The sequence below is a fragment of the Micromonospora solifontis genome (genome assembly GCF_003725545.1).
GTDB classification, from domain to species: Bacteria; Actinomycetota; Actinomycetes; order Mycobacteriales; family Micromonosporaceae; genus Micromonospora; species Micromonospora solifontis.
In genome coordinates this window covers 1-17,291 of record NZ_RJLN01000031.1, presented here as the reverse complement: position 1 = coordinate 17,291, position 17,291 = coordinate 1, and the positions used below count along the sequence as shown (strand labels likewise).

At 73.8% G+C, this 17,291-nt stretch carries 20 protein-coding genes and 1 other RNA gene; 7 read left to right on the top strand and 14 right to left on the bottom strand.

Going from position 1 to position 17,291, the window contains the following annotated elements; genetic code table 11:
- Positions 1–18: 18 nt before the first annotated feature.
- Positions 19–717, bottom strand: coding sequence for an NADPH-dependent F420 reductase (gene npdG / locus EFE23_RS13325; RefSeq protein ID WP_123241228.1), 699 nt, complete (start codon positions 715–717; stop codon positions 19–21).
- A gap of 245 nt (positions 718–962) precedes the next feature.
- A complete protein-coding gene (locus tag EFE23_RS13315) occupies positions 963–2,525 on the bottom strand; it encodes an RNB domain-containing ribonuclease (RefSeq protein WP_233600967.1) in 1,563 nt (520 codons plus the stop codon).
- Positions 2,526–2,811: 286 nt separating this feature from the next.
- On the opposite strand from EFE23_RS13315, the gene EFE23_RS28490 reads away from it, so the two are divergent.
- From EFE23_RS28490 to EFE23_RS13295, 3 genes are all read left to right on the top strand, one after another.
- Positions 2,812–3,849 carry a hypothetical protein gene (locus tag EFE23_RS28490; RefSeq protein WP_199737058.1) on the top strand — a complete coding sequence of 346 codons (1,038 nt, stop codon included), beginning with the start codon at positions 2,812–2,814 and terminating at the stop codon, positions 3,847–3,849.
- 165 nt (positions 3,850–4,014) lie between these two features.
- Positions 4,015–4,464 carry a hypothetical protein gene (locus EFE23_RS13300; RefSeq protein ID WP_148058448.1) on the top strand — a complete coding sequence of 150 codons (450 nt, stop codon included), beginning with the start codon at positions 4,015–4,017 and terminating at the stop codon, positions 4,462–4,464.
- A gap of 139 nt (positions 4,465–4,603) precedes the next feature.
- The gene (locus tag EFE23_RS13295; protein ID WP_148058447.1) at positions 4,604–5,065 is read left to right on the top strand and encodes a hypothetical protein; all 462 of its coding nucleotides are present in this window, start codon (positions 4,604–4,606) and stop codon (positions 5,063–5,065) included.
- Positions 5,066–5,090: 25 nt separating this feature from the next.
- On the opposite strand, the gene EFE23_RS13290 is transcribed toward EFE23_RS13295, so the two are convergent.
- Positions 5,091–6,062 (bottom strand): hypothetical protein, encoded by a 972-nt coding sequence (locus EFE23_RS13290; protein WP_233600966.1) that lies wholly within the window; start codon positions 6,060–6,062, stop codon positions 5,091–5,093.
- Positions 6,056–6,382 (bottom strand): PadR family transcriptional regulator, encoded by a 327-nt coding sequence (locus EFE23_RS13285; RefSeq protein ID WP_123241225.1) that lies wholly within the window; start codon positions 6,380–6,382, stop codon positions 6,056–6,058. The genes EFE23_RS13290 and EFE23_RS13285 overlap by 7 nt, the downstream gene beginning before the upstream one ends.
- A gap of 88 nt (positions 6,383–6,470) precedes the next feature.
- Here EFE23_RS13285 and EFE23_RS13280 point away from each other — a divergent pair, with 88 nt between their 5' ends.
- Positions 6,471–7,535: a DNA glycosylase AlkZ-like family protein gene (locus EFE23_RS13280; protein ID WP_123241224.1), complete on the top strand. Its 1,065-nt coding sequence runs from the start codon at positions 6,471–6,473 to the stop codon at positions 7,533–7,535.
- A 27-nt stretch (positions 7,536–7,562) separates the two neighbouring features.
- Positions 7,563–7,706, top strand: coding sequence for a VOC family protein (locus EFE23_RS28160; protein WP_158675854.1), 144 nt, complete (start codon positions 7,563–7,565; stop codon positions 7,704–7,706).
- Here EFE23_RS28160 and EFE23_RS13275 read toward each other — a convergent pair.
- The 6 genes from EFE23_RS13275 to EFE23_RS13250 form a co-directional block, all read right to left on the bottom strand.
- Entirely contained in the window at positions 7,703–8,347 is a 645-nt protein-coding gene (locus EFE23_RS13275; protein WP_123241223.1) for a class I SAM-dependent DNA methyltransferase, read from the bottom strand. The two genes, EFE23_RS28160 and EFE23_RS13275, sit on opposite strands and share 4 nt — an antisense overlap.
- A 61-nt stretch (positions 8,348–8,408) precedes the next feature.
- An RNA gene (gene rnpB / locus EFE23_RS13270) (RNase P RNA component class A) lies at positions 8,409–8,819 on the bottom strand.
- Positions 8,820–8,879: 60 nt separating this feature from the next.
- Positions 8,880–9,248 carry a PIN domain-containing protein gene (locus EFE23_RS13265; RefSeq protein WP_148058446.1) on the bottom strand — a complete coding sequence of 123 codons (369 nt, stop codon included), beginning with the start codon at positions 9,246–9,248 and terminating at the stop codon, positions 8,880–8,882.
- Between the two features lie 15 nt (positions 9,249–9,263).
- A complete protein-coding gene (locus tag EFE23_RS13260) occupies positions 9,264–9,548 on the bottom strand; it encodes a hypothetical protein (RefSeq protein WP_123241221.1) in 285 nt (94 codons plus the stop codon).
- A 156-nt stretch (positions 9,549–9,704) separates the two neighbouring features.
- The gene (locus EFE23_RS13255) at positions 9,705–11,153 is read right to left on the bottom strand and encodes a hypothetical protein (RefSeq protein ID WP_148058445.1); all 1,449 of its coding nucleotides are present in this window, start codon (positions 11,151–11,153) and stop codon (positions 9,705–9,707) included.
- Positions 11,150–11,659: a SigE family RNA polymerase sigma factor gene (locus tag EFE23_RS13250; protein WP_123241219.1), complete on the bottom strand. Its 510-nt coding sequence runs from the start codon at positions 11,657–11,659 to the stop codon at positions 11,150–11,152. Before EFE23_RS13250 ends, EFE23_RS13255 begins: the two co-directional genes overlap by 4 nt.
- A 123-nt stretch (positions 11,660–11,782) precedes the next feature.
- Between EFE23_RS13250 and EFE23_RS13245 the strand changes: the two genes are divergently transcribed.
- Positions 11,783–12,544 (top strand): sulfite exporter TauE/SafE family protein, encoded by a 762-nt coding sequence (locus EFE23_RS13245; protein WP_123241218.1) that lies wholly within the window; start codon positions 11,783–11,785, stop codon positions 12,542–12,544.
- A gap of 11 nt (positions 12,545–12,555) precedes the next feature.
- On the opposite strand, the gene EFE23_RS13240 is transcribed toward EFE23_RS13245, so the two are convergent.
- Positions 12,556–13,788, bottom strand: coding sequence for an MFS transporter (locus tag EFE23_RS13240; RefSeq protein WP_123241217.1), 1,233 nt, complete (start codon positions 13,786–13,788; stop codon positions 12,556–12,558).
- A gap of 55 nt (positions 13,789–13,843) precedes the next feature.
- On the opposite strand from EFE23_RS13240, the gene EFE23_RS13235 reads away from it, so the two are divergent.
- On the top strand, positions 13,844–14,311 hold the full coding sequence (locus tag EFE23_RS13235) for a MarR family winged helix-turn-helix transcriptional regulator (protein ID WP_123241216.1): 468 nt from the start codon (positions 13,844–13,846) through the stop codon (positions 14,309–14,311).
- A 57-nt stretch (positions 14,312–14,368) separates the two neighbouring features.
- Here EFE23_RS13235 and mctP read toward each other — a convergent pair whose 3' ends face one another.
- The 3 genes from mctP to EFE23_RS13220 form a co-directional block, all read right to left on the bottom strand.
- The gene (mctP, locus tag EFE23_RS13230; protein WP_123241215.1) at positions 14,369–16,024 is read right to left on the bottom strand and encodes a monocarboxylate uptake permease MctP; all 1,656 of its coding nucleotides are present in this window, start codon (positions 16,022–16,024) and stop codon (positions 14,369–14,371) included.
- Complete coding sequence (locus tag EFE23_RS13225) at positions 16,024–16,266, bottom strand: DUF3311 domain-containing protein (RefSeq protein ID WP_123241214.1); 243 nt, start codon at positions 16,264–16,266, stop codon at positions 16,024–16,026. Before EFE23_RS13225 ends, mctP begins: the two co-directional genes overlap by 1 nt.
- 347 nt (positions 16,267–16,613) lie before the next feature.
- Positions 16,614–17,291, bottom strand: a 678-nt coding sequence (locus tag EFE23_RS13220; RefSeq protein WP_199737057.1) for a histidine phosphatase family protein, incomplete at its 5' end; no start/stop codon positions are given.

The following is a 17,291-nucleotide window of genomic DNA, read 5'->3' as shown; positions in this document are numbered from 1 at the left end:
TGCCCTACGGGTAGGACATCACAGATCGGTGACGCGGATGCCGGCGTGCGCCTTGTAGCGCTTGTTGATCGCGATCAGGTTGGCGGTGAGCGCCTCGATCTGGTGCGCGTTGCGCAGCCGGCCGGCGTAGATGCCCCGCATGCCGGGGATCCGGGCGGCCAGCGCGGCGACCACGCCGACCAGTTCCCGGTCCTCGGTGCAGATCAGCACGTCGAGGTCGATCCGCTCGATCTGCGGGTCGGCCAGCAGCGGCGCGGAGACGTGGTTGAACGCGGCACACACCCGGGACTCGGGAAGCAGCCCGGCAGCCTGCTGGACGGCGCTGCCCTCGGCGACGGTCAGCGCGTACGGGCCCTGCTTGTCGAAGCCGAGCGGGTTGACGCAGTCGACCACGATCTTGCCGGCGAGCGGGCCGGCCAGCGAAGCGACGGTGGCGGCGTGCCCGTCCCACGGCACCGCGATGATCACCACATCGCTGCGCCGGGCGACCTCGTCGTTGTCCGCGCCGGCCACCTCGGTCCCGGCCGGTACGCCGGGCAGCGCGGCGATCTCCGCCGCGGCCTGCGCCGCCCGCTCGACCGAGCGGGATCCGATCAGCACCGCCTGCCCGGCCTGGGCGAAGCGGTAGGCGAGCCCTCTTCCCTGGTCCCCGGTGCCACCGATGATGCCGACGGTCAGCCCGGAGACGTCGGGCAGCGTGGTCGCGTCGTAAGCCATGCCGCCATCCTCGCAAAGATCACCGCCCGGCAGGCCGGCCGGGCGCTGTGACAATCCCCGCTCGGCCCGCCCGCCCGTGCACCGCCCCGCTCCTCGGCCGAGGCCACAACTTCCCGGAAGTTGGCCCCTCCCCGGCCCGGCGAAGCAGCAACTTCCGGGATGTTGTGCGGATCTTGGCAGCGCCGGGTCGGCGCGCGGCGGGTAGGCGTGGTGGGCGCGCCGAGGGTGACCGGCGACGAGGGGGGTCAGGCGCGTTCGAAGAGGACCTTCCGCTCGGTGGGGTCGGCGGCGACGAGGCGGACCGCGACGCGCTCGCCGAGCGGCAGCTCACCGTGGCACCGAGCGCGGACCGGCGGTTCGTCCAGGGCGACCGTGCCGCCCGGCGGCCGGCCCGCCTTGCCCTCACCGTTCCCGCCCGGCCGGCCCGCCTTGGCGTCACCGTTCCCGCCCGCCCGGCCCGTGGCCGCCCGGTCGCCGTTCTGGCCCGCCGGCCGCTCCGCGTCGACGTGCCCCGGCTGGCGGGGCACCTCGGCGACCGGTCGGGGCGCGTCCACGTCCAGCACGGCCGCCTCGAAGGTCTCCCCCACCCGGTGGGACAGCAGCACCGCTTCGGCCAGTTCGACCGCGCCCCGGGTGGCGGCCGACGCGATCCGGTCGGTGCTCCCCATCACCTCGGGCAGCTGGGGCAGCGCGGCGCGGGCCCACTCCGGCACCTCGTGGCCCTCGTACAGGGCCAGGCAGACCTCCGTCGCGTACCGGTCGGCGAGCCGGCGCAGCGGCGCGGTCACGTGGGCGTACGCGGCGGCCACCCCGCCGTGTTCCGGCTGCTCCGGCAGCTCGCCGTCGAAGGCGGTGTACGCCGCCCCGCGCATCAGCTCGGCCGCCTGGTCGATGAAGGCCGCCGCCCGGGGCTGGGCGGGGTCCAGCCCGGCGAGCACCTCACCGACCGACATCCCCACCGGCCAGTGCACGCCCAGCGGGCCGGCGGCCAGCCGGAGCCGCTCCACCGCCTCCGGCTTCGGCGGTGGCATGGTGCGCAGCAGCCCGACCCGGCCGGCGAGCATGATGTCGGCGGCGGCGATCCCGGTCAGCAGGGAGATCTGCGCGTTGTGGTCCTCCATCGGGACCGGCCCGCGCAGCACCAGCCGCCAGCCGTCGCCGTCGGGCTCCACGTCCTGCTCGGGCAGCGGCAGGTTGATCGCGCCGCGGCGCAGCCCGCGGGCGGTGAGCAGGGCGCCGATCTCGGGCAGCAGGGCGATCGGCTCGGGCAGCCGGCCGGCGTCGGCGGCGAGCTGCACACCGACGTAGTCGAGCTTGGCCCGGCTGCGCACCCGGGCCCGCTCCAGGACGACGGCGACCGTGCCGCCGTCGGCGTCGAGGTCGATGGTCCAGAGCACGGCCGCCCGGTCGGCGTCGGGCAGCAGGCTGGCCGCCCCCTCGCTGAGCGTGTGCGGGTGCAGCGGGACGTTGCCGTCGGGCAGGTAGACGGTCTGCCCGCGACGCCAGGTCTCCTCCTCCAGCGCCCCGCCGGGGCGTACGTGGGTGGCGACGTCGGCGATCGCGTACCGGACCCGGAAGCCGCCCCCGGGACGGCGGCTGAGGTGCATCGCCTGGTCGAGGTCGCGCGAGGTCGCCGGATCGAGGGTGACGAGCGGGACGTCGGTCCGGTCCGCGACGGCCGGCAGCGGCGCGGCAGCCGCCTCGTCGGCCTCGCGCTGCGCCGCGGCCGGAAAGCTCTCGGGCAGTCCCAGCTCGCGGCGCAGCGCGCCGAAGTCGATGCGGGGCGCCAGTACGCGTCGGATCACCACGGGGTCAATCCTGACAGCGCGGCACCTGATCCGCCCACCGACACCACCGGCCGCGGCGGCGGCCTCCGGCCACGGCCCGGCGTCGGACGCGCCGAACCGACGCCGTCGTCGCGGCGCGCGGCGTGCGACCCGCCGAGCGGAGGCGCCGCCGGACCGGCAGCCGGTGAGTGGCGGACGCCCCGAACGTCAGCCGGTCGCCCTCCGGGTGCTCGCCGGTTTGGCCGTCGAGCGACCCGCGACGACCCGGGTGCCGGCCGGCTTCCGAGCCGCGGTCATCCGCTTGTGGGTGCCGGTCGAGGTGCTCGTCCTGGCCTCGATCGCGCTCACCGCCCCGGCGGCCTTCCGCCCCGCCTTCCGCGCGGCGGTCGACGAGCTGGCGGTGGCCTTCTTCGCGGGCGCCTTCTTCGCCGCCGCCTTGCGGGCACCGGCGCTCGGGCGGGTCGCCGTGGCCTTGGCGGCGGTGGTCTTCTTGGCCGGCGCCTTCTTCGCCGTGGTCTTCTTCGCGGCGGTGGTCTTCTTCGCCGCCGGTCCGGCCTTCTTCACCGCGGCGGTGGCCTTCTTCCCGGTGGAGGTGACCTTCCGGGCGGCGGTCGTGGTCTTCGCGGGAGCCCGCCTCGCCGCCGTGGTCTTCTTCGCCGGCGCCCTCTTCGCGGCCGTGGTCTTCTTCGCCGGCGCCTTCTTCGTGGCGGTGGTCTTCTTCGCGGCCGTGGTCGTCGCCGGCGCCTTCCGCGCCGGTGCCTTCTTCGCCGCGGCGGCCGTCTTCTTCGTCGCCGTGGTGGCCTTGGTGGTGGTCTTCTTGGCGGGGGCCTTCTTGGCGGTGGTCCTGGTGGCCGGCGCCTTCTTCGCGGGCGCCTTCCGGGCCGCCGACACGACCTTCTTGGCGGCGGCCTTGCGAGCGACGGCCTTCTTCGCCGGCACCCGGCCGGCGCCGGCCCCCGAGGCGTTCGGCGACGCCTTGGTCACCGTGGCCGTCCTGGCCGTGGTCGCACCCACGGTCCGCTTCGCCGCGCTGGCCTTCTTCGCGGTCGTACGTTTCGCCGCCGGGCGGGTGGTGGCCTGCTGTGCTACGGCCATCTCGGTTCCCTTCCTGGGACGTGCTCTCGCCCTCGCGGAGCACAGATCACCTCGACGCGGGCCGTCCCGCGCCGTCTACCTGTCCTCCCCGGCCCAACGGGCATCCTCGGCGTCCCACGCTTCGTTGCGCTCCCGCACCTGCTGCAGGGCGTTCTCCGCGTCGGCGGCTGAGGCGTACGGTCCGAGAACGTGCTTCGCGGGGCACACGTCGGCATCGGTCTCGACCCGGTGGTGTCGCGTGCACCAGTAGTAGTGCCCACCACTTCCGTTGTCGCTCATGCGATCACTGTGCACCGGGAAGCGACCGACCGCCACCGGAACGCCCGAAATAATCCCTAATGTCCTCCACAGTAGACCGGCTCCGGGACGGTCGGGGGCGGAACCGGGAAAGACGGGGCAGCCAGGTGGTGGGTCGGTGACGGACAATCCCGGGGTGCGGTACGAGGGGGGACACTCGACACGCCTACGGCGCCGGCTGCTCACGGGGGCGGCGGTCCTGCTGGTCGCCGCCGTGGGTGCGGCGGTGGCCCTGCCGCTGCTGCGGGACCGGTCCCAGCGGCGGTTGGAGCGCCGGGCCGACCGCGAGGTGACGGCGACCGCGCAGCGCACCCGGGCGGCCCTGCTGGCCGCGCCGTCGGCGCGGGAGGCCGCGCTGCGGGACGCCGCCGCCGAGCTGGACGGGGTCGAGGTGCTGACCGTGCAGGCCGGCGACGCCGGGGTCCGGCTGGTCTTCCGGGTACGCGTGGCGAAGACCGCCGCGTCGGTGTTCGGCTGGCAGGAAGCCACCGCGGCGGCGTGCTTCGCGCAGGTGGTGAGCCGGTCTGCCACCCCCTCCGCCCTGGAACGGCTGCCCTGCCCGGCCTGACCGGTCTCCGCCGAACGGCCGGTACCCGGGACCGGCGTTTCCGGCAACGATCGACCGTCATGATCACCACGAAGCCCGGTACGGGGGCCTGCCCGGAATGCGGCGCGGCGACGGTGTCGATCCGCGAGGCGATGCCCTGGTGCGCCGGTTGCGAGTGGTCGGCGGCCACCTGGTACTGGTCGCGACCGCGCTGCGAGACAGCCAACGGGCCGAGTACCTGGCCGACGAGCTGGCCGCCCGGGCGGCCGGCACGGCCGCCGCCACCCGCCTGCTCGACGTGCTGCTCAGCGACGAGTCCGTGGCGCTGGTGGTCCGCCAGGCGGCCCGCGCCGGACAGGGGGCGGCGGCCTGGCGGACGGGCACCAGCCGGGCACTGGCCGGCGCCGCCGAGCGACTGCCCCTGGAACGCCAGCTCTCGGTCCGGGAACACGTCTCGCTGTTCGCCAGCCATCCCCCGGCGGGTCTGCGCCACCGGATGCTCGCCGCGCGCGCCTGGCAGGACCCCCGGGTGGTGCTCACCGACGCCCGCCTCGAGCGGATCGACGCCGAACTGGCCCGGCACTACGAGCGGGTCGGCCGGATCGCCGCCTGGTCCGCCTGACGGTGTCCCGGGCCGGGCGGACACCCTAGGCGGGCGACGGCGCCGGTTCCGGCGTCCGGACGCCGACGGGCTCCGCGGGTCGCGCCGCGCCGATCGCGTACGTCAGTGCGTACGGGGTGCAGGCCAGGTAGAGGAAGGGTTGCAGCTCCACCAGGTCGCTGATCAGGAAGATCTCCGACGGTGTCGGTCGGGGCAGCCCGAACGACCAGTCGGTCAAGCTGGTGAAGAGCCACAGTGGCGCGGAGATCCGGTCGATGGCGTCTCCCTGCGCCACCCCGTCGATGACGGTCTCCGGGCTGCCGGAGATGTTGGCGACCACCATGAGCGCCACGGCGAGGTCGGCGACGACGAACGCGCCCAGCCCGCCGACCCACCAGGCGGCCCGGGTCCGGCCTCGGCCGGCGAGCACCCCCACGCGGTGGAGCACCAGGGTGAGGCCGGGGAGCCACACCAGCAGGGCCGGTGCGACCCGGACCAGGTCGTCGGTGGTCTCGTTCAGGGCGTACTCGGCGCCGACGGCGGTCAGGCCGACGGGCAGCACTATGCCGAGGGCCGTCCGGACCGGACCGGTACGGGTGCCGCGGGCGGCGCTGCGGTGGGCGAGCCGGGCCAGCAGTACCGCGAGGCCGGCGGTGAGAAGGGCCAGCCCCGAAGGCTGGGCGTCGATCAGCCAGTGGGCCGTGGCGAACCGGCTGAGCACGAGGTTCACCAACAGGCCCGCGGCCAGGGGGATGGCCAGGCAGACGAGAGGGGCCAGCAGCAGCGTGGCCGCCGTACGGCGGGCCCGGGCGTCGAACCGGACCCGGTCGACGACGGGCGCGCCCGACCGGCTGGTGGCCAGGCTGGCGGCGAAGCGCAGCATCCGCCACCGCTCCCCCCGCCCGGCCAGCACGTGCAGCTCGGCGACCCACTCCCGGGACAGCTCGTCGCGCAGCTCGGCCGGCCAGCGCCGGACCGCCGCGCGGAGCAGCCAGCCGGCCAGCCGGCGGGTCACCACGCCGGGGCTCCCGTCGGCGTGACGTTGGACGGCCCGCGGTCGGGCGCGAGCGCCCGCAGCTCGGCCAGGGCCGGGCGGGCGGCGCGCACCCCTTCGGCGGTGAGCCGGTAGTAGCGGCGGGCGGGCCGACCGGCGGCGACCGGGTCGATCTCCTCCCAGTCGGCGGTGAGCCAGCCGGCCGCCCGGAGCCGGTGCAGCACCGGGTAGAGGGTGCCGCTGGGCAGGCCGGTGAGCTTCATCAGGTCGAGGCCGTAGCGCGGGTCCTCGGGGTCGGCGAGGAGCGCGGCGAGCACCTTGGCCACCGGGATGGTCATCCGCATGGGAGGCACTGTATCGGAACTCTACATAGGGTGCCGCCCCCACCGGCCGGGGCGACGGGCTGTCCGCCGGCGGCAGTAGCCTCCCGGCATGGCACCGCACCGGCTCGACCGCGCCACCGCCCGCCGGCTCGCCGTCCGCGCCCAGCTCCTCGACGCGCGGCGCCCCACCGACCTGCTGGCGGTGGTGGACCGGCTGACCTTCCTGCAGATCGACCCGACCGCCGCGGTGGCGCCCAACGCCGACCTGGTCGCCTGGACCCGGCTCGGCGCCGCGTACCGGCCGGCGCAGCTGACCCGGGCGCTGGAGGACGAGCGGGCCCTGTTCGAGCACCGGGCGATGATCCGGCCGATGACCGACCTGCGGCTGCACCTGGCCGACATGGCGGCCTGGCCGCCGGAACCCCGGCGCCGCGACTGGCTGGCCGCCAACGACACGTTCCGCCGGTACGTGCTCGACCGGCTGCGCGACGCCGGGCCGCTGCTCAGCCGGGACGTGGAGGACCGCAGCGTGGTGCCGTGGCCGTCGACCGGCTGGACCAACAACCGCAACGTCACCCAGATGCTGGAGTTCCTCGCCGCGCGCGGCGAGATCGCCATCGCCGGCCGGATCGGCCGGCAGCGCACCTGGGACCTGGCCGAGCGGGTCTACCCGGCCGGCACGCCCACCGTCCCGGCCGAGGAGGCCCGCCGGGCCCGCGACGAACGACTGCTCCGCTCGCTCGGCGTGGCCCGCCCCCTGGTCGTCGGCGAGGCCGGCGAGCCGGCGGAGATCGAGGGCACGTCCGGCCCCTGGCGGGTCGACCCGGCCGCGCTGGACGGCGCGCCGTTCGCCGGGCGCACCGCCCTGCTCTCCCCCTTCGACCGGCTGGTCCACGACCGCAAGCGGGCGCTGGAACTCTTCGACTTCGACTACCGCCTGGAGATGTACGTGCCGAAGGCGCAGCGCCGCTGGGGCTACTTCGCCCTGCCGGTGCTGCACCACGACCGGCTGGTCGGCAAGGTCGACGTGACGGCCGACCGCAAGGGCAAGGTGCTCCGGGTGGACGCGATCCACCAGGACGTCCCGTTCACCCCGGAGCTGACCGCGGCCGTGCACGCGGAGCTGGCGGCGCTGGCATCCTGGCTCGACCTGCCGGAGTCGCGCCTGCCGTAGCCGGTCCCGGAGGTCCACACTGCAGGGATGACGAAACGTCTGGCACCGGTCCTGCGCACCGCCGACGCGAACGCCGCCGTGGCCTGGTACGCCCGCCTCGGCTTCACCGCGTGGGGACGGTCCCCGGCACCTGAGCCCGGTGCGGCCTCGAACGGGCCGCGGTCGGTCTAGGGCTGGCGGCGAGCGAAGATGACGGCCCCTGGGACGGCCTGGTCCAGGTCGAGCAGCAGCTGAGCCTCAACCGTGAATCCGGCGTCGCGCAGCCGGGCCACCACCTGGCCAGGCTGGCGGCGGTGGACGTGGACCTTCATCGGGTGACCACCGTATCCCTGGGTCTTCAGCCGCGATTCGTCGCCGACGTGGAAGCCGATCAACAACGGTCCGCCGGGACGCAACACCCGCCAGAACTGGCCGAAGACCGTGGGAATCGCGTCGTCGGGGACATGGATCAGCGACCAGAACGCGAGCAGGCCGGCAACCGAGGCATCGGCCAGGTCCAGGTCCGTCATCGAGCCCACCTCGAACCGCACCCCCGGATGATCCCGCCGGGCCACCTCGACCATTGCCGGTGAGAGGTCGATGCCGAACGCGTCGACGCCCAACGTGCGGAGATGCGCGGTGACCTGCCCTGGTCCGCAGCCCACGTCCGCCACCGGGCCGCCGCCGGTGGCGTGCACCATGTCGGCGAACAACGCCAGGCTCCCCCGCAGGTAGGGCTCGCCGGCGAGAACGTCACGCAGCTGGTCGGCGTAGGCGACCGCGACCGTGTCATAGGAAGTCCGGGTGTCAGCCAACCAGCCCTGATCGCTCATCCCGCCGAGCGTAGTGATCCGCGGAGAGTTCCGGTTCGGTGCGCGCTGAGCTGATGGGCGACGGACGAGTCGACCTGTACGCCGGATTCTGTGACCGACGCGGCCCGAAGGCGCGCCGGCGGCGGCCATCCATCTCGGCCTGCCGTCGCCGGCAGGCTCCAGCGGCCTACCCGCAGACATCGGGCGGGCAGCCCTCGAGCGTCTGCGCGGGTCGTCATCTTGCGGTGACGGCCCTTTCTTGGCCTTGCTCCGGGTGGGGTTTACCGAGCCATCCCGGTCACCCGGGATGCTGGTGGGCTCTTACCCCACCGTTTCACCCTTACCGTCCCGTTTCGGGGCCGGCGGTCTGTTTTCTGTGGCACTGTCCCGCGGGTCACCCCGGGTTGCCGTTAGCAACCACCCTGCCCTGTGGAGTCCGGACGTTCCTCGGCGACGGGCCGCAGCCCGTCGACGCGGCCGCCCGGTCGACTCGTCCGTCGCGCACTCATCCTAACGACGCGGTCACCGCGCTCATTTCCCACCCGGCGGTCGCTCAGCCGATGTCGATCGTCACGACGCCCAGCCCGGCATACGCCTTCGGCGACTCGGTCAGCACCGGACGGCCCTCGGGCCACTCGGGGGCAGGGCGGCCGACCACCACCGCGTGGGCCAGTTGCCAGTCCACGCCCTGCTTCACCAGCTGCCCCACGGCGAGCGCGCCCGAGTAACGCAGCTCGGCGACATCGATCATCGGTAGCGCGCCGATGTGCTCGCCCAGCGCCGGACGGTGGGCAATGGCGCGGGCCAGGCAGAGGGCCGGCACGAACAGCCGCCTACCGTGCTCACCGTGCGCGCGAACGACCAGGGCCGACAGGAGCTGATGGCCGGCCCCGAACGCCAGCAGAGCGGTGTGGTCGAACACGACACCGTGCACGCCTCACGCGACCCGTCTGCGAGGTTCGGCAAGGCTCTCCGGTGCGTCACCCGACTCGATGGCCGCCCACACGCCCTCAGCACGGGCCAGGTCCTCGTCGTCGAGCTGGGGCGCGAGACGCGACCGTAGGTAGGCCTCCGCCCTGGCGGCACGCTCCCGGAGTTCCTCCCGGGTCGGCGTCGCCCGCGCGAACTCCGCCACCAGGTCGCGCATGCTGATACCCCGCTCCCGGGCGAGCACCGTCAGCCGGTCCCGCACCTCGGCGTCCACCTTGATGGTCGTGTCCATGCCACGAAGTATACGGGTGGTATACCGCGCCGGCCCGGTCCTGCGGCGGCGTGTCCGGACGCTCTGCCGACGGTGACGAGCCGCACCGCCGAGCGCCCGACGGCGGGCCAGGCGGGAGTGGCCAGGACCGGCCGCTTCCGCCCGAGCGCCGTCGGTCTACCAGGCGGAGACGAGCGGCTCGTTGAAGAGGCGCTCGCCCGCCGCCGGCTCGCGCAGCGGCCCCGAGCAGCGCACCACGCCGTCCCGGTCGAGCCCGCGCAGCGTGACCGTGCTCCCGACCGGCAGGGTGAGCAGGGCGGCGCCGCCGGTCACCGGAGCGCTGGCCCGGACCGTGCCGTCGACGACCGCCTCGACCCGGACCACGCCCTTGCGCGGCACCACCAGCAACTGTCCGCCCAGCACGGCCCGTTCGCCGTCGCGGACCGGCACCCGGGCCGCCACCAGGTCGTACGCCGGGCCGTATCCGGTGCTGACCAGCGGCGACCGCAACGGCTCCGGAGCCGGCACCGTGTCGGTCGGGGCGGGATCCCGGGCCGTGGCGTCGGCCACCAGCGGAGCGGCGCCGGTGCCGCCCACCTGGAGCAGGGTGGGGCCCACCCGAGCGACGGCGGCGAGCAGCACCGCCTCGCCGCCCGCGGCGTCGAGCCGGCCGGACCAGCGGATCACCGGCCCGGCGTCGATCAGGCCGGCCTGGCCGGCCAGGGCCCGGTAGACCCGGCCGGCCTGCCGGGCCACGGTGGGGTTGGGCGGGTCGGCGGCCGGCGCCCAGCGGCCGTCGGTCGGATACGACCCGTCGGCGTTGCCGCGCCCCTCCGTGTCGGCGACCCAGATCGGGCCCTCGTGGCGGATCCTGCCGTCGCACTCGACCCGCCACCAGCCGCCGGCCACGTCCTGCTCGAGCAGGACGTACCCGTCGGTGTTCACCAGCTGCCAGGTCCGGCGCAGGGTGGACTGCCCGGCGTACGCGGCGCGGCCGAGGGAGATGCGGCAGCCGGCCGGGGCGAGGCCGAGCAACCACTGCCGCTGGTCGCCGACCGTGCCGGCGACGGCGGTGAGCAGGCTGAACGGGTCCGCCCGTCCGTTGCTCATCCCGTCGCCGCCCAGCAGTCGGACCGGGGACGCTCCCACCGGGCCCTCCCGGCTGACCAGTGCCGCGGCGGTCGCCGAGCGGTACGCCACGACCACCTGCCGGACACCGGCGGAGTCGTCGGCGAAGAGCACCTTCACCGTCGGCAGGTCCGCGGCCATGCGCAGCTCCGCGCGCCGGCGGTCGAAGAGCCGGACCACCTCGGCCAGGAAGGCTTTGTCCCCGGCCAGGCTGCCCCGGGTCGGCGAGTCGAGCAGGCGCCAACCCCACGGCGAGTCGACCGGATGGCCGTGGCCGAGCGGCAGGTCGTCGGCCCGGTCGTGCCGGTCGGCGGCGGTGAGCGCCACGGGCGCGGTCAGCGCCGCCGCGAGGAGCGCGGCCACCGCCGCCACCAGGCCGGCGAACCGGCGCCGCCGGCGCCGCCGTGCGTGCCGCAGCACCAGCGTGTACGGGTCGGGGTCCGGCACCACCGTGCCGGCGATCCGGGCCAGCCCGGCCCGCAGTTCGTCCACACTCATGCCCGCTCCCCCAGCAATCCGCCGGCCATCTTCGGCCGCGACGCCGCCAGCACCTCGCGCAGCCGGGCCAGCCCGCGGGCCGCCTGGCTCTTCACCGTGCCGAGGGAGCAGTCCATGACCGCGGCCACCTCCGCCTCGGGCAGGTCCTCCCAGTAGCGCAGCACCAGCACGGTGCGCATCCGGACCGGCAGCCGGTCCAGCGCGGCGAGCAGTTCGTCCCGGACGGCCACCCCGTCGGTACTGTCCGGGCCGGCCCGGTCCGGCACCGTCGAGGTGAGCAGTTCGCGCAGCCCGACCCGCCGCCAGCGGCTGGTCCGTTCGTTCACCATGGCCCGCCGCACGTACGCGATCGGTTCGTCGACCCGCCGCCAGTGCCGCATCACCTTCAGCAGCGCCTCGTGCACCAGGTCCTGCGCGGCGTCCCGGTTGCCGGTCAGCAGGTACGCGGTGCGCAGCAGGTCCGTGTAGCGGGCCTGCACGAACTCGCGGAACTCCGGGTCATCCACCGGCCGACCCCCCGTCGTGACGATGCACGGCTCGCTCCCTTCGTGCGGTCCGGTCGCAGGGAACGACGCGGCAGGGTAGCGAAAAGTTGAGTTCCGGCCCGGTCGTACTAGCCTCCGGTAACCATGAACCTCTCCGACGCCGCGCTCCTGCTCGCCGCCGGTCTCGCCGCGGGCACGGTGAACGCGGTGGCCGGGGGCGGCTCCCTGATCACCTTCCCGGCACTGATCGCCACCGGCCTGCCCCCGGTCCCGGCGAACGTCAGCAACTCGGTGTCGGTCTTCCCCGGCTACGTGGCGAGTGTGGCGGGCAGCTACCCGGATCTGCCGCCGGCCCGCCGGGTGGCGCTGCTGATCCCCACCACGATCGCGGGCACGCTGGTCGGCTGCGTGCTGCTACTGGCCACCCCGGCGCGGGCGTTCGAACTGGTGGTGCCGTTCCTGGTGCTGGGCGCGACCGCCGTGCTCGCCTTCCAGGATCCGCTGCGCCGGCTGGTCGGCCACCCGGCCGACCTCAGCCCGCGCCGCCGGACGGTCACGGTCCAGGCGATGGTCGGGCTCGGCTCGGTGTACGGCGGTTACTTCGGCGCCGCGCTCGGCGTGATGCTGGTGGCCGGGCTGGCCCTGGTGCTGGACACCACCCTGGCCCGGGTGAGCGCGATCAAGAATCTGCTCTCCGCCGTGGTGGGGCTGACCACGCTGGTGGTGTTCTCGCTCTTCGGCCCGGTGGACTGGGCGGCGGTCGCGGTGGTCGCGCCGGCCACCCTGGTCGGTGGGTACGCGGGCGCCCGGTTGGTCCGCCGGCTGCCGCCGGTGCTGCTGAAGGCCATGATCGTGGTGTTCGGCACGGTGATCGGTCTCTACCTGCTCTACCGCGCCCTGCGCTGAGCCGCCCGGGCTCAGTACGCCTCGCCGACCGGCTCCTCGGGGGCGTGCTCGTTGCGCCGGGCGGCCGAGTTCCACCGCGACCAGAGCACCCGCTCGCCGTAGCCGGCGGCCATCACGTGCGCGAAGGCGAGGTAGACCAGCACGCCGACGGCGAGCACCCCGAAGCCGACCCAGAACGGCAGGGCCAGCCCGTGCTCGGCGAGCTTGCCGGCGATGATCGGGGCCGGTGCGGCGGCGCCCCAGCGCACCAGGTTGAACGCGCCGGTGGCGACCCGCCGGTCGCTGGAGCCGAGGCCGAGCGCCAGGTCGGTGAGGTTGGCGTTGGCCAGGCCCATGAACAGGCCGGCGAGCACCAGGACCACCAGCGACATGGCGGTGCCGGTGGAGGTGGCGAAGAGGACCATGCAGACCAGCAGGCCGGCGATGGCCACACCGACGGTCTGCACCGCGCCGATCCGGTGCGCCAGCCGGTGGCCGACGAGCAGGATGCCGGCGGCCAGGCCGAGGCCCCAGCCGGTGAAGGCCAGCCCCAGCGGGATGACGTCGAGGTGCAGGTACAGCGGGGTGTAGCCGAGCACCACGAAGAAGACGAAGTTGTAGGCGGCGGTGACCACGCAGAGGGTGATGAACGCCGGCTTGCGGTAGGTGGAGAAGATCTGGCCGACGCGTACCGGGGCCTGCTTGCGGGCCGGCTCGCGCAGCTTGCGCGCGGCGACGGCGAGCGCCAGCACCATGAACACGCCGCAGACGAAGAAGGGCAGCCGCCAGCTCACCTCGCCGAGCAGGCCGCCGAGCAGCGGGCCGACGGCGAAGCCGAGGCCGAGCGCGGTCTCGAAGAGGCCGACCACCCATTCCCGGTCGTTGGCGAGGTTGACCAGCACCACCATGGCGGTGGCGAAGAACATCGCGTTGCCCAGTCCCCAGACGCCGCGCAGCGCGGAGAGCTGCACGATGTCGTTGCTGAACGAGGCGAGGATCGCGGCCAGGCCGACCACCGAGACGCCGGTGATCAGCACGGGTTTGAAGCCGAACCTCCCGCTGGCCAGGGTCGCCGGGATCATGCCGACCGCCATCACCGCGATGTACGCGGTGAACAGCAGCTCGACCTGCCAGGCGGTGACCCCGATGGCCTCGCCGATGGCGGGCAGGATCGGGTCCACCACGGCGATGCCGGCGATGGCGAGGAAGGCCACCAGCGTGGTGGCGTAGATGGCACTGCGGTTGGGTTCGGATCGCCGATCCACTCCGCGCCTCCCAGATAGCTGTATCGTACAGGTAATTCAGTTGTATCATACAGCTATGAGCGACGACGCCACTGCGGAAGAGATCACACTCGGCCGGATCGAGACGGAGGTCGCGCTGCTCATGCGGCTGGGCGAGGCGACCCGCCGGGCCACCGGCACCGCCGAGCACCGGGTGCTGGACCGCGCCGCGTACGTGATCCTGCGGCACCTGGACAAGGCCGGCCCGCAGAACGTGTCGGCCCTGGCCGCCCGGCTGAACCTGGACGGCTCCACGGTCACCCGGCAGGTCTCCGCGATGCACCGGGACGGCCTGATCGCGCGTACCCCCGACCCGGCCGACGGGCGCGGCACCGTGATCTCGCCCACCCCCGCCGGCCTGCAGCGGATGGCCGCGGTGCAGGCGGCCCGCACCCGGCTCTACGGCGACATCCTGGCCAACTGGTCCCCCGACGACCGGGGCACCCTCGCCGACCTGCTGCACCGCCTCAACGAGGCCCTGGACGCGCGCAACCGGCCCCGCTGAGCACACGACGAGGTCCCCGGGGCGCCGCGCGATCGGCACACCGGGGGCCTCGTGGGTTCAGGCGACGGGCTCCCGGGCGGAGTCGGCGTCGCGTTCGGTGCCGGGGGTGACCCGGGGGTCGCCCTCGTCGGCGAAGTAGTCGTCCGGGGTGGTGCCGTCCACCCCGTCGGCCACCTTCGCCGCCCGCAGGACCAGGGTGAGCAGCGCGGCCACGGCCAGGTTGACCAGCACCGCCACGATCCCGACGTAGATCGTCTTCTTGGTGTCGAAGCCGAACTCGGAGAGCGGGAACGCCGAGCCGGCGAAGTGCTTCTTGCCGGTGGCCGGGTTGCCGATCTGGTAGAGCATCCACATGCCCATGCCCATGCCGGCCACCCAGCCGGCGATGAGCGCGCCGCGGTGGAACCAGCGGGTGTAGAGGCCCAGCGCCACCGCCGGCAGCGTCTGGAGGATGATCACGCCACCGATGAGCTGCAGGTCGATGGAGAACTGCGGGTCGAGGAAGATGATGAACGCCAGCGCGCCCACCTTGACCAGCAGCGAGGTGATCTTCGAGATCTGCGCCTCCTGCGCCGGGCTGGCGTCGCGCTTCAGGTACTCCTTGTAGATGTTGCGGGTGAACAGGTTCGCCGCCGCGATCGACATGATCGCCGCCGGCACCAGCGCGCCGATGCCGATGGCCGCGTACGCGACGCCCGCGAACCAGTCCGGGAACTGCTGGTCGAACAGCAGCGGCACCACGGTGTTGCTGTCCACACTGCCCGCCGAGGCTCCCGGCAGCGGCTTCACCTTCGCCGCGATCGCCATGTAGCCGAGCAGCGCGATCAACCCGAGCAGCAGGCTGTACGCCGGCAGCGCGGACATGTTCCGCTTGATCACGTCGCGGTTCCGGCTGGCCAGCACTCCGGTGATGCTGTGCGGGTAGAGGAACAGCGCCAGCGCCGAGCCGAACGCCAGGGTGACGTACTGGAGCTGGTTGTTGGCGTTGAGCAGGATGCCGTCCCCCGGTGCGGGGGACGCCTTGAACTTCGCGTCCGCCGCGTCGAAGATGCTCCCCCAGCCGCCGAGCTTGTACGGCAGGTAGATGACCGCGACCAGGATCACGATGTAGATCAGCGAGTCCTTGACGAAGGCGATCAGCGCCGGAGCGCGCAGCCCGGACTGGTACGTGTACGCGGCCAGGATGGCGAACGCGATGATGATCGGCAGGTGCCGCGCGAGCGCGTTGTCGCCGGTCACGCCCATCGTCTTGAGCACCGACTCGATGCCGACCAACTGCAGGGCGATGTACGGCATGGTCGCCACGATGCCGGTGATCGCGACCAGCAGCGCGAGGATCGGGGAGTCGAAGCGGTTGCGGACGAAGTCCGCCGGGGTGACGTAGCCGTGCCGGTGGGATACCGACCAGAGGCGGCAGAGCACCAGGAACACCATCGGGTAGATGACGATCGTGTACGGCACGGCGAAGAAGCCCATCGCGCCGGCCCCGAAAATCAGCGCCGGCACCGCCACAAAGGTGTAGGCGGTGTAGAGGTCACCGCCGACCAGGAACCAGGTGATCCAGCCGCCGAAGTTGCGCCCGCCCAGCCCCCACTCGTCCAGGTGCGCCATGTCGCGCGGGGCCCGCCACCGGGCCGCCACGAATCCCATCGCACTGACCAGCAGGAAGAGCAGCGTGAAGACGATGATCTCGGTGAGGTGGTCGCGCCACATCAGCGGTCACCCCGCTTCTTCGTCATCTGGTAGACCAGCGTGGTGGTGGCCACGCCGAGAATGATCCAGGCCAGTTGCAGCCAGTAGAAACGCGGAAACCCGAACAGCCGGGGTGAGTCGGCGTTGAAGAAGGCCGGGATCAGCGGCACCACGATCGGTAGGAAGAGCAACCAGTTCCAGGGGCTGTGGTCCTTCGCCCTGGATCGCGCCGTTGTCGGCGCCTCCGGTTCTGGTGCAGCCATGTGACACACCTCCGGGAAAGTCGTAACTCGCCATGTGACGGCCGGAGGCTACGACCCTGTGAGCGCGGTCACGTTCAGCCGGACGACGGTGATGCGCCGAGCGGCGGCCCGCGTGCGCCGAACGGCCGGCGTCATCCCCTTGGCCTGCTCCGGCCCGGTCGGCTGGGCCCCCTTGCCGCCGCCTGTGGAGCTGATGTCACGAACGACTCAACAGGCCCGGGGCCGTCCCGGCGCCGGATCGCCGCGCGCGCCATCCGCCCCGGCGAGTCGTTGCCGACATCAGCTCGAAAGCGGCCCGAACAGGAGCGCTCGTCCTCGGCCGGTGCGGCTCCCAGGGACCTCGATGCTCAGAGCCCGGTCAGGTGGGCGGTGTCGTTCACCGAGCGGACCGCGACGCCGCCGTCGGGGTACAGGTCCAGCACCGAGACGCCGGCGGTGTCCAGGTAGAGCCGGTGCAGGAAGGCGTCACCGGCGGCCAGGGCGTCGCGCAGCACCAGCTTGATCGGCGAGACGTGGGAGACCACCACGACCGTCTCCCCCGGGTACGCGTCCCGCAGCCGCTCGACCGCCCGGCCGGTCCGCTCGGCGACGGCGGCGAACGACTCGCCCTGCGGCGGGGCGATCCTCGGGGAGGCGAGCCAGGCGTCCAGCTCGCCCGCCCAGCCCTCGCGTACCTCGGCGAAGGTGCGTCCCTCCCAGACCCCGAAGTCGCACTCGATCAGGTCGTCGTCGGGGCGTACCGGTGGGTTGCCGACCAGCGCGGCGACCGCCTCGGCGGTCGCCGTGCACCGGGACAGCGGCGAGCTGACCACGGCCGCGACGGACGGCGCCAGCGCGGCCACCCGGGCGGCGGTGGCCGCGGCCTGGGCCCGCCCCCGGTCGGTGAGCGGGACGTCGCCGCGTCCCGAGTAGCGCTTCTGCACGGTGTGCTCGGTCTCGCCGTGCCGGACCAGGATCAGCCGGGTGCCCTCCTCGACGGGCCGCGGCTCCCAGGAGGCCGGCGTGGTGGCCGGGTCGGTGCCGGT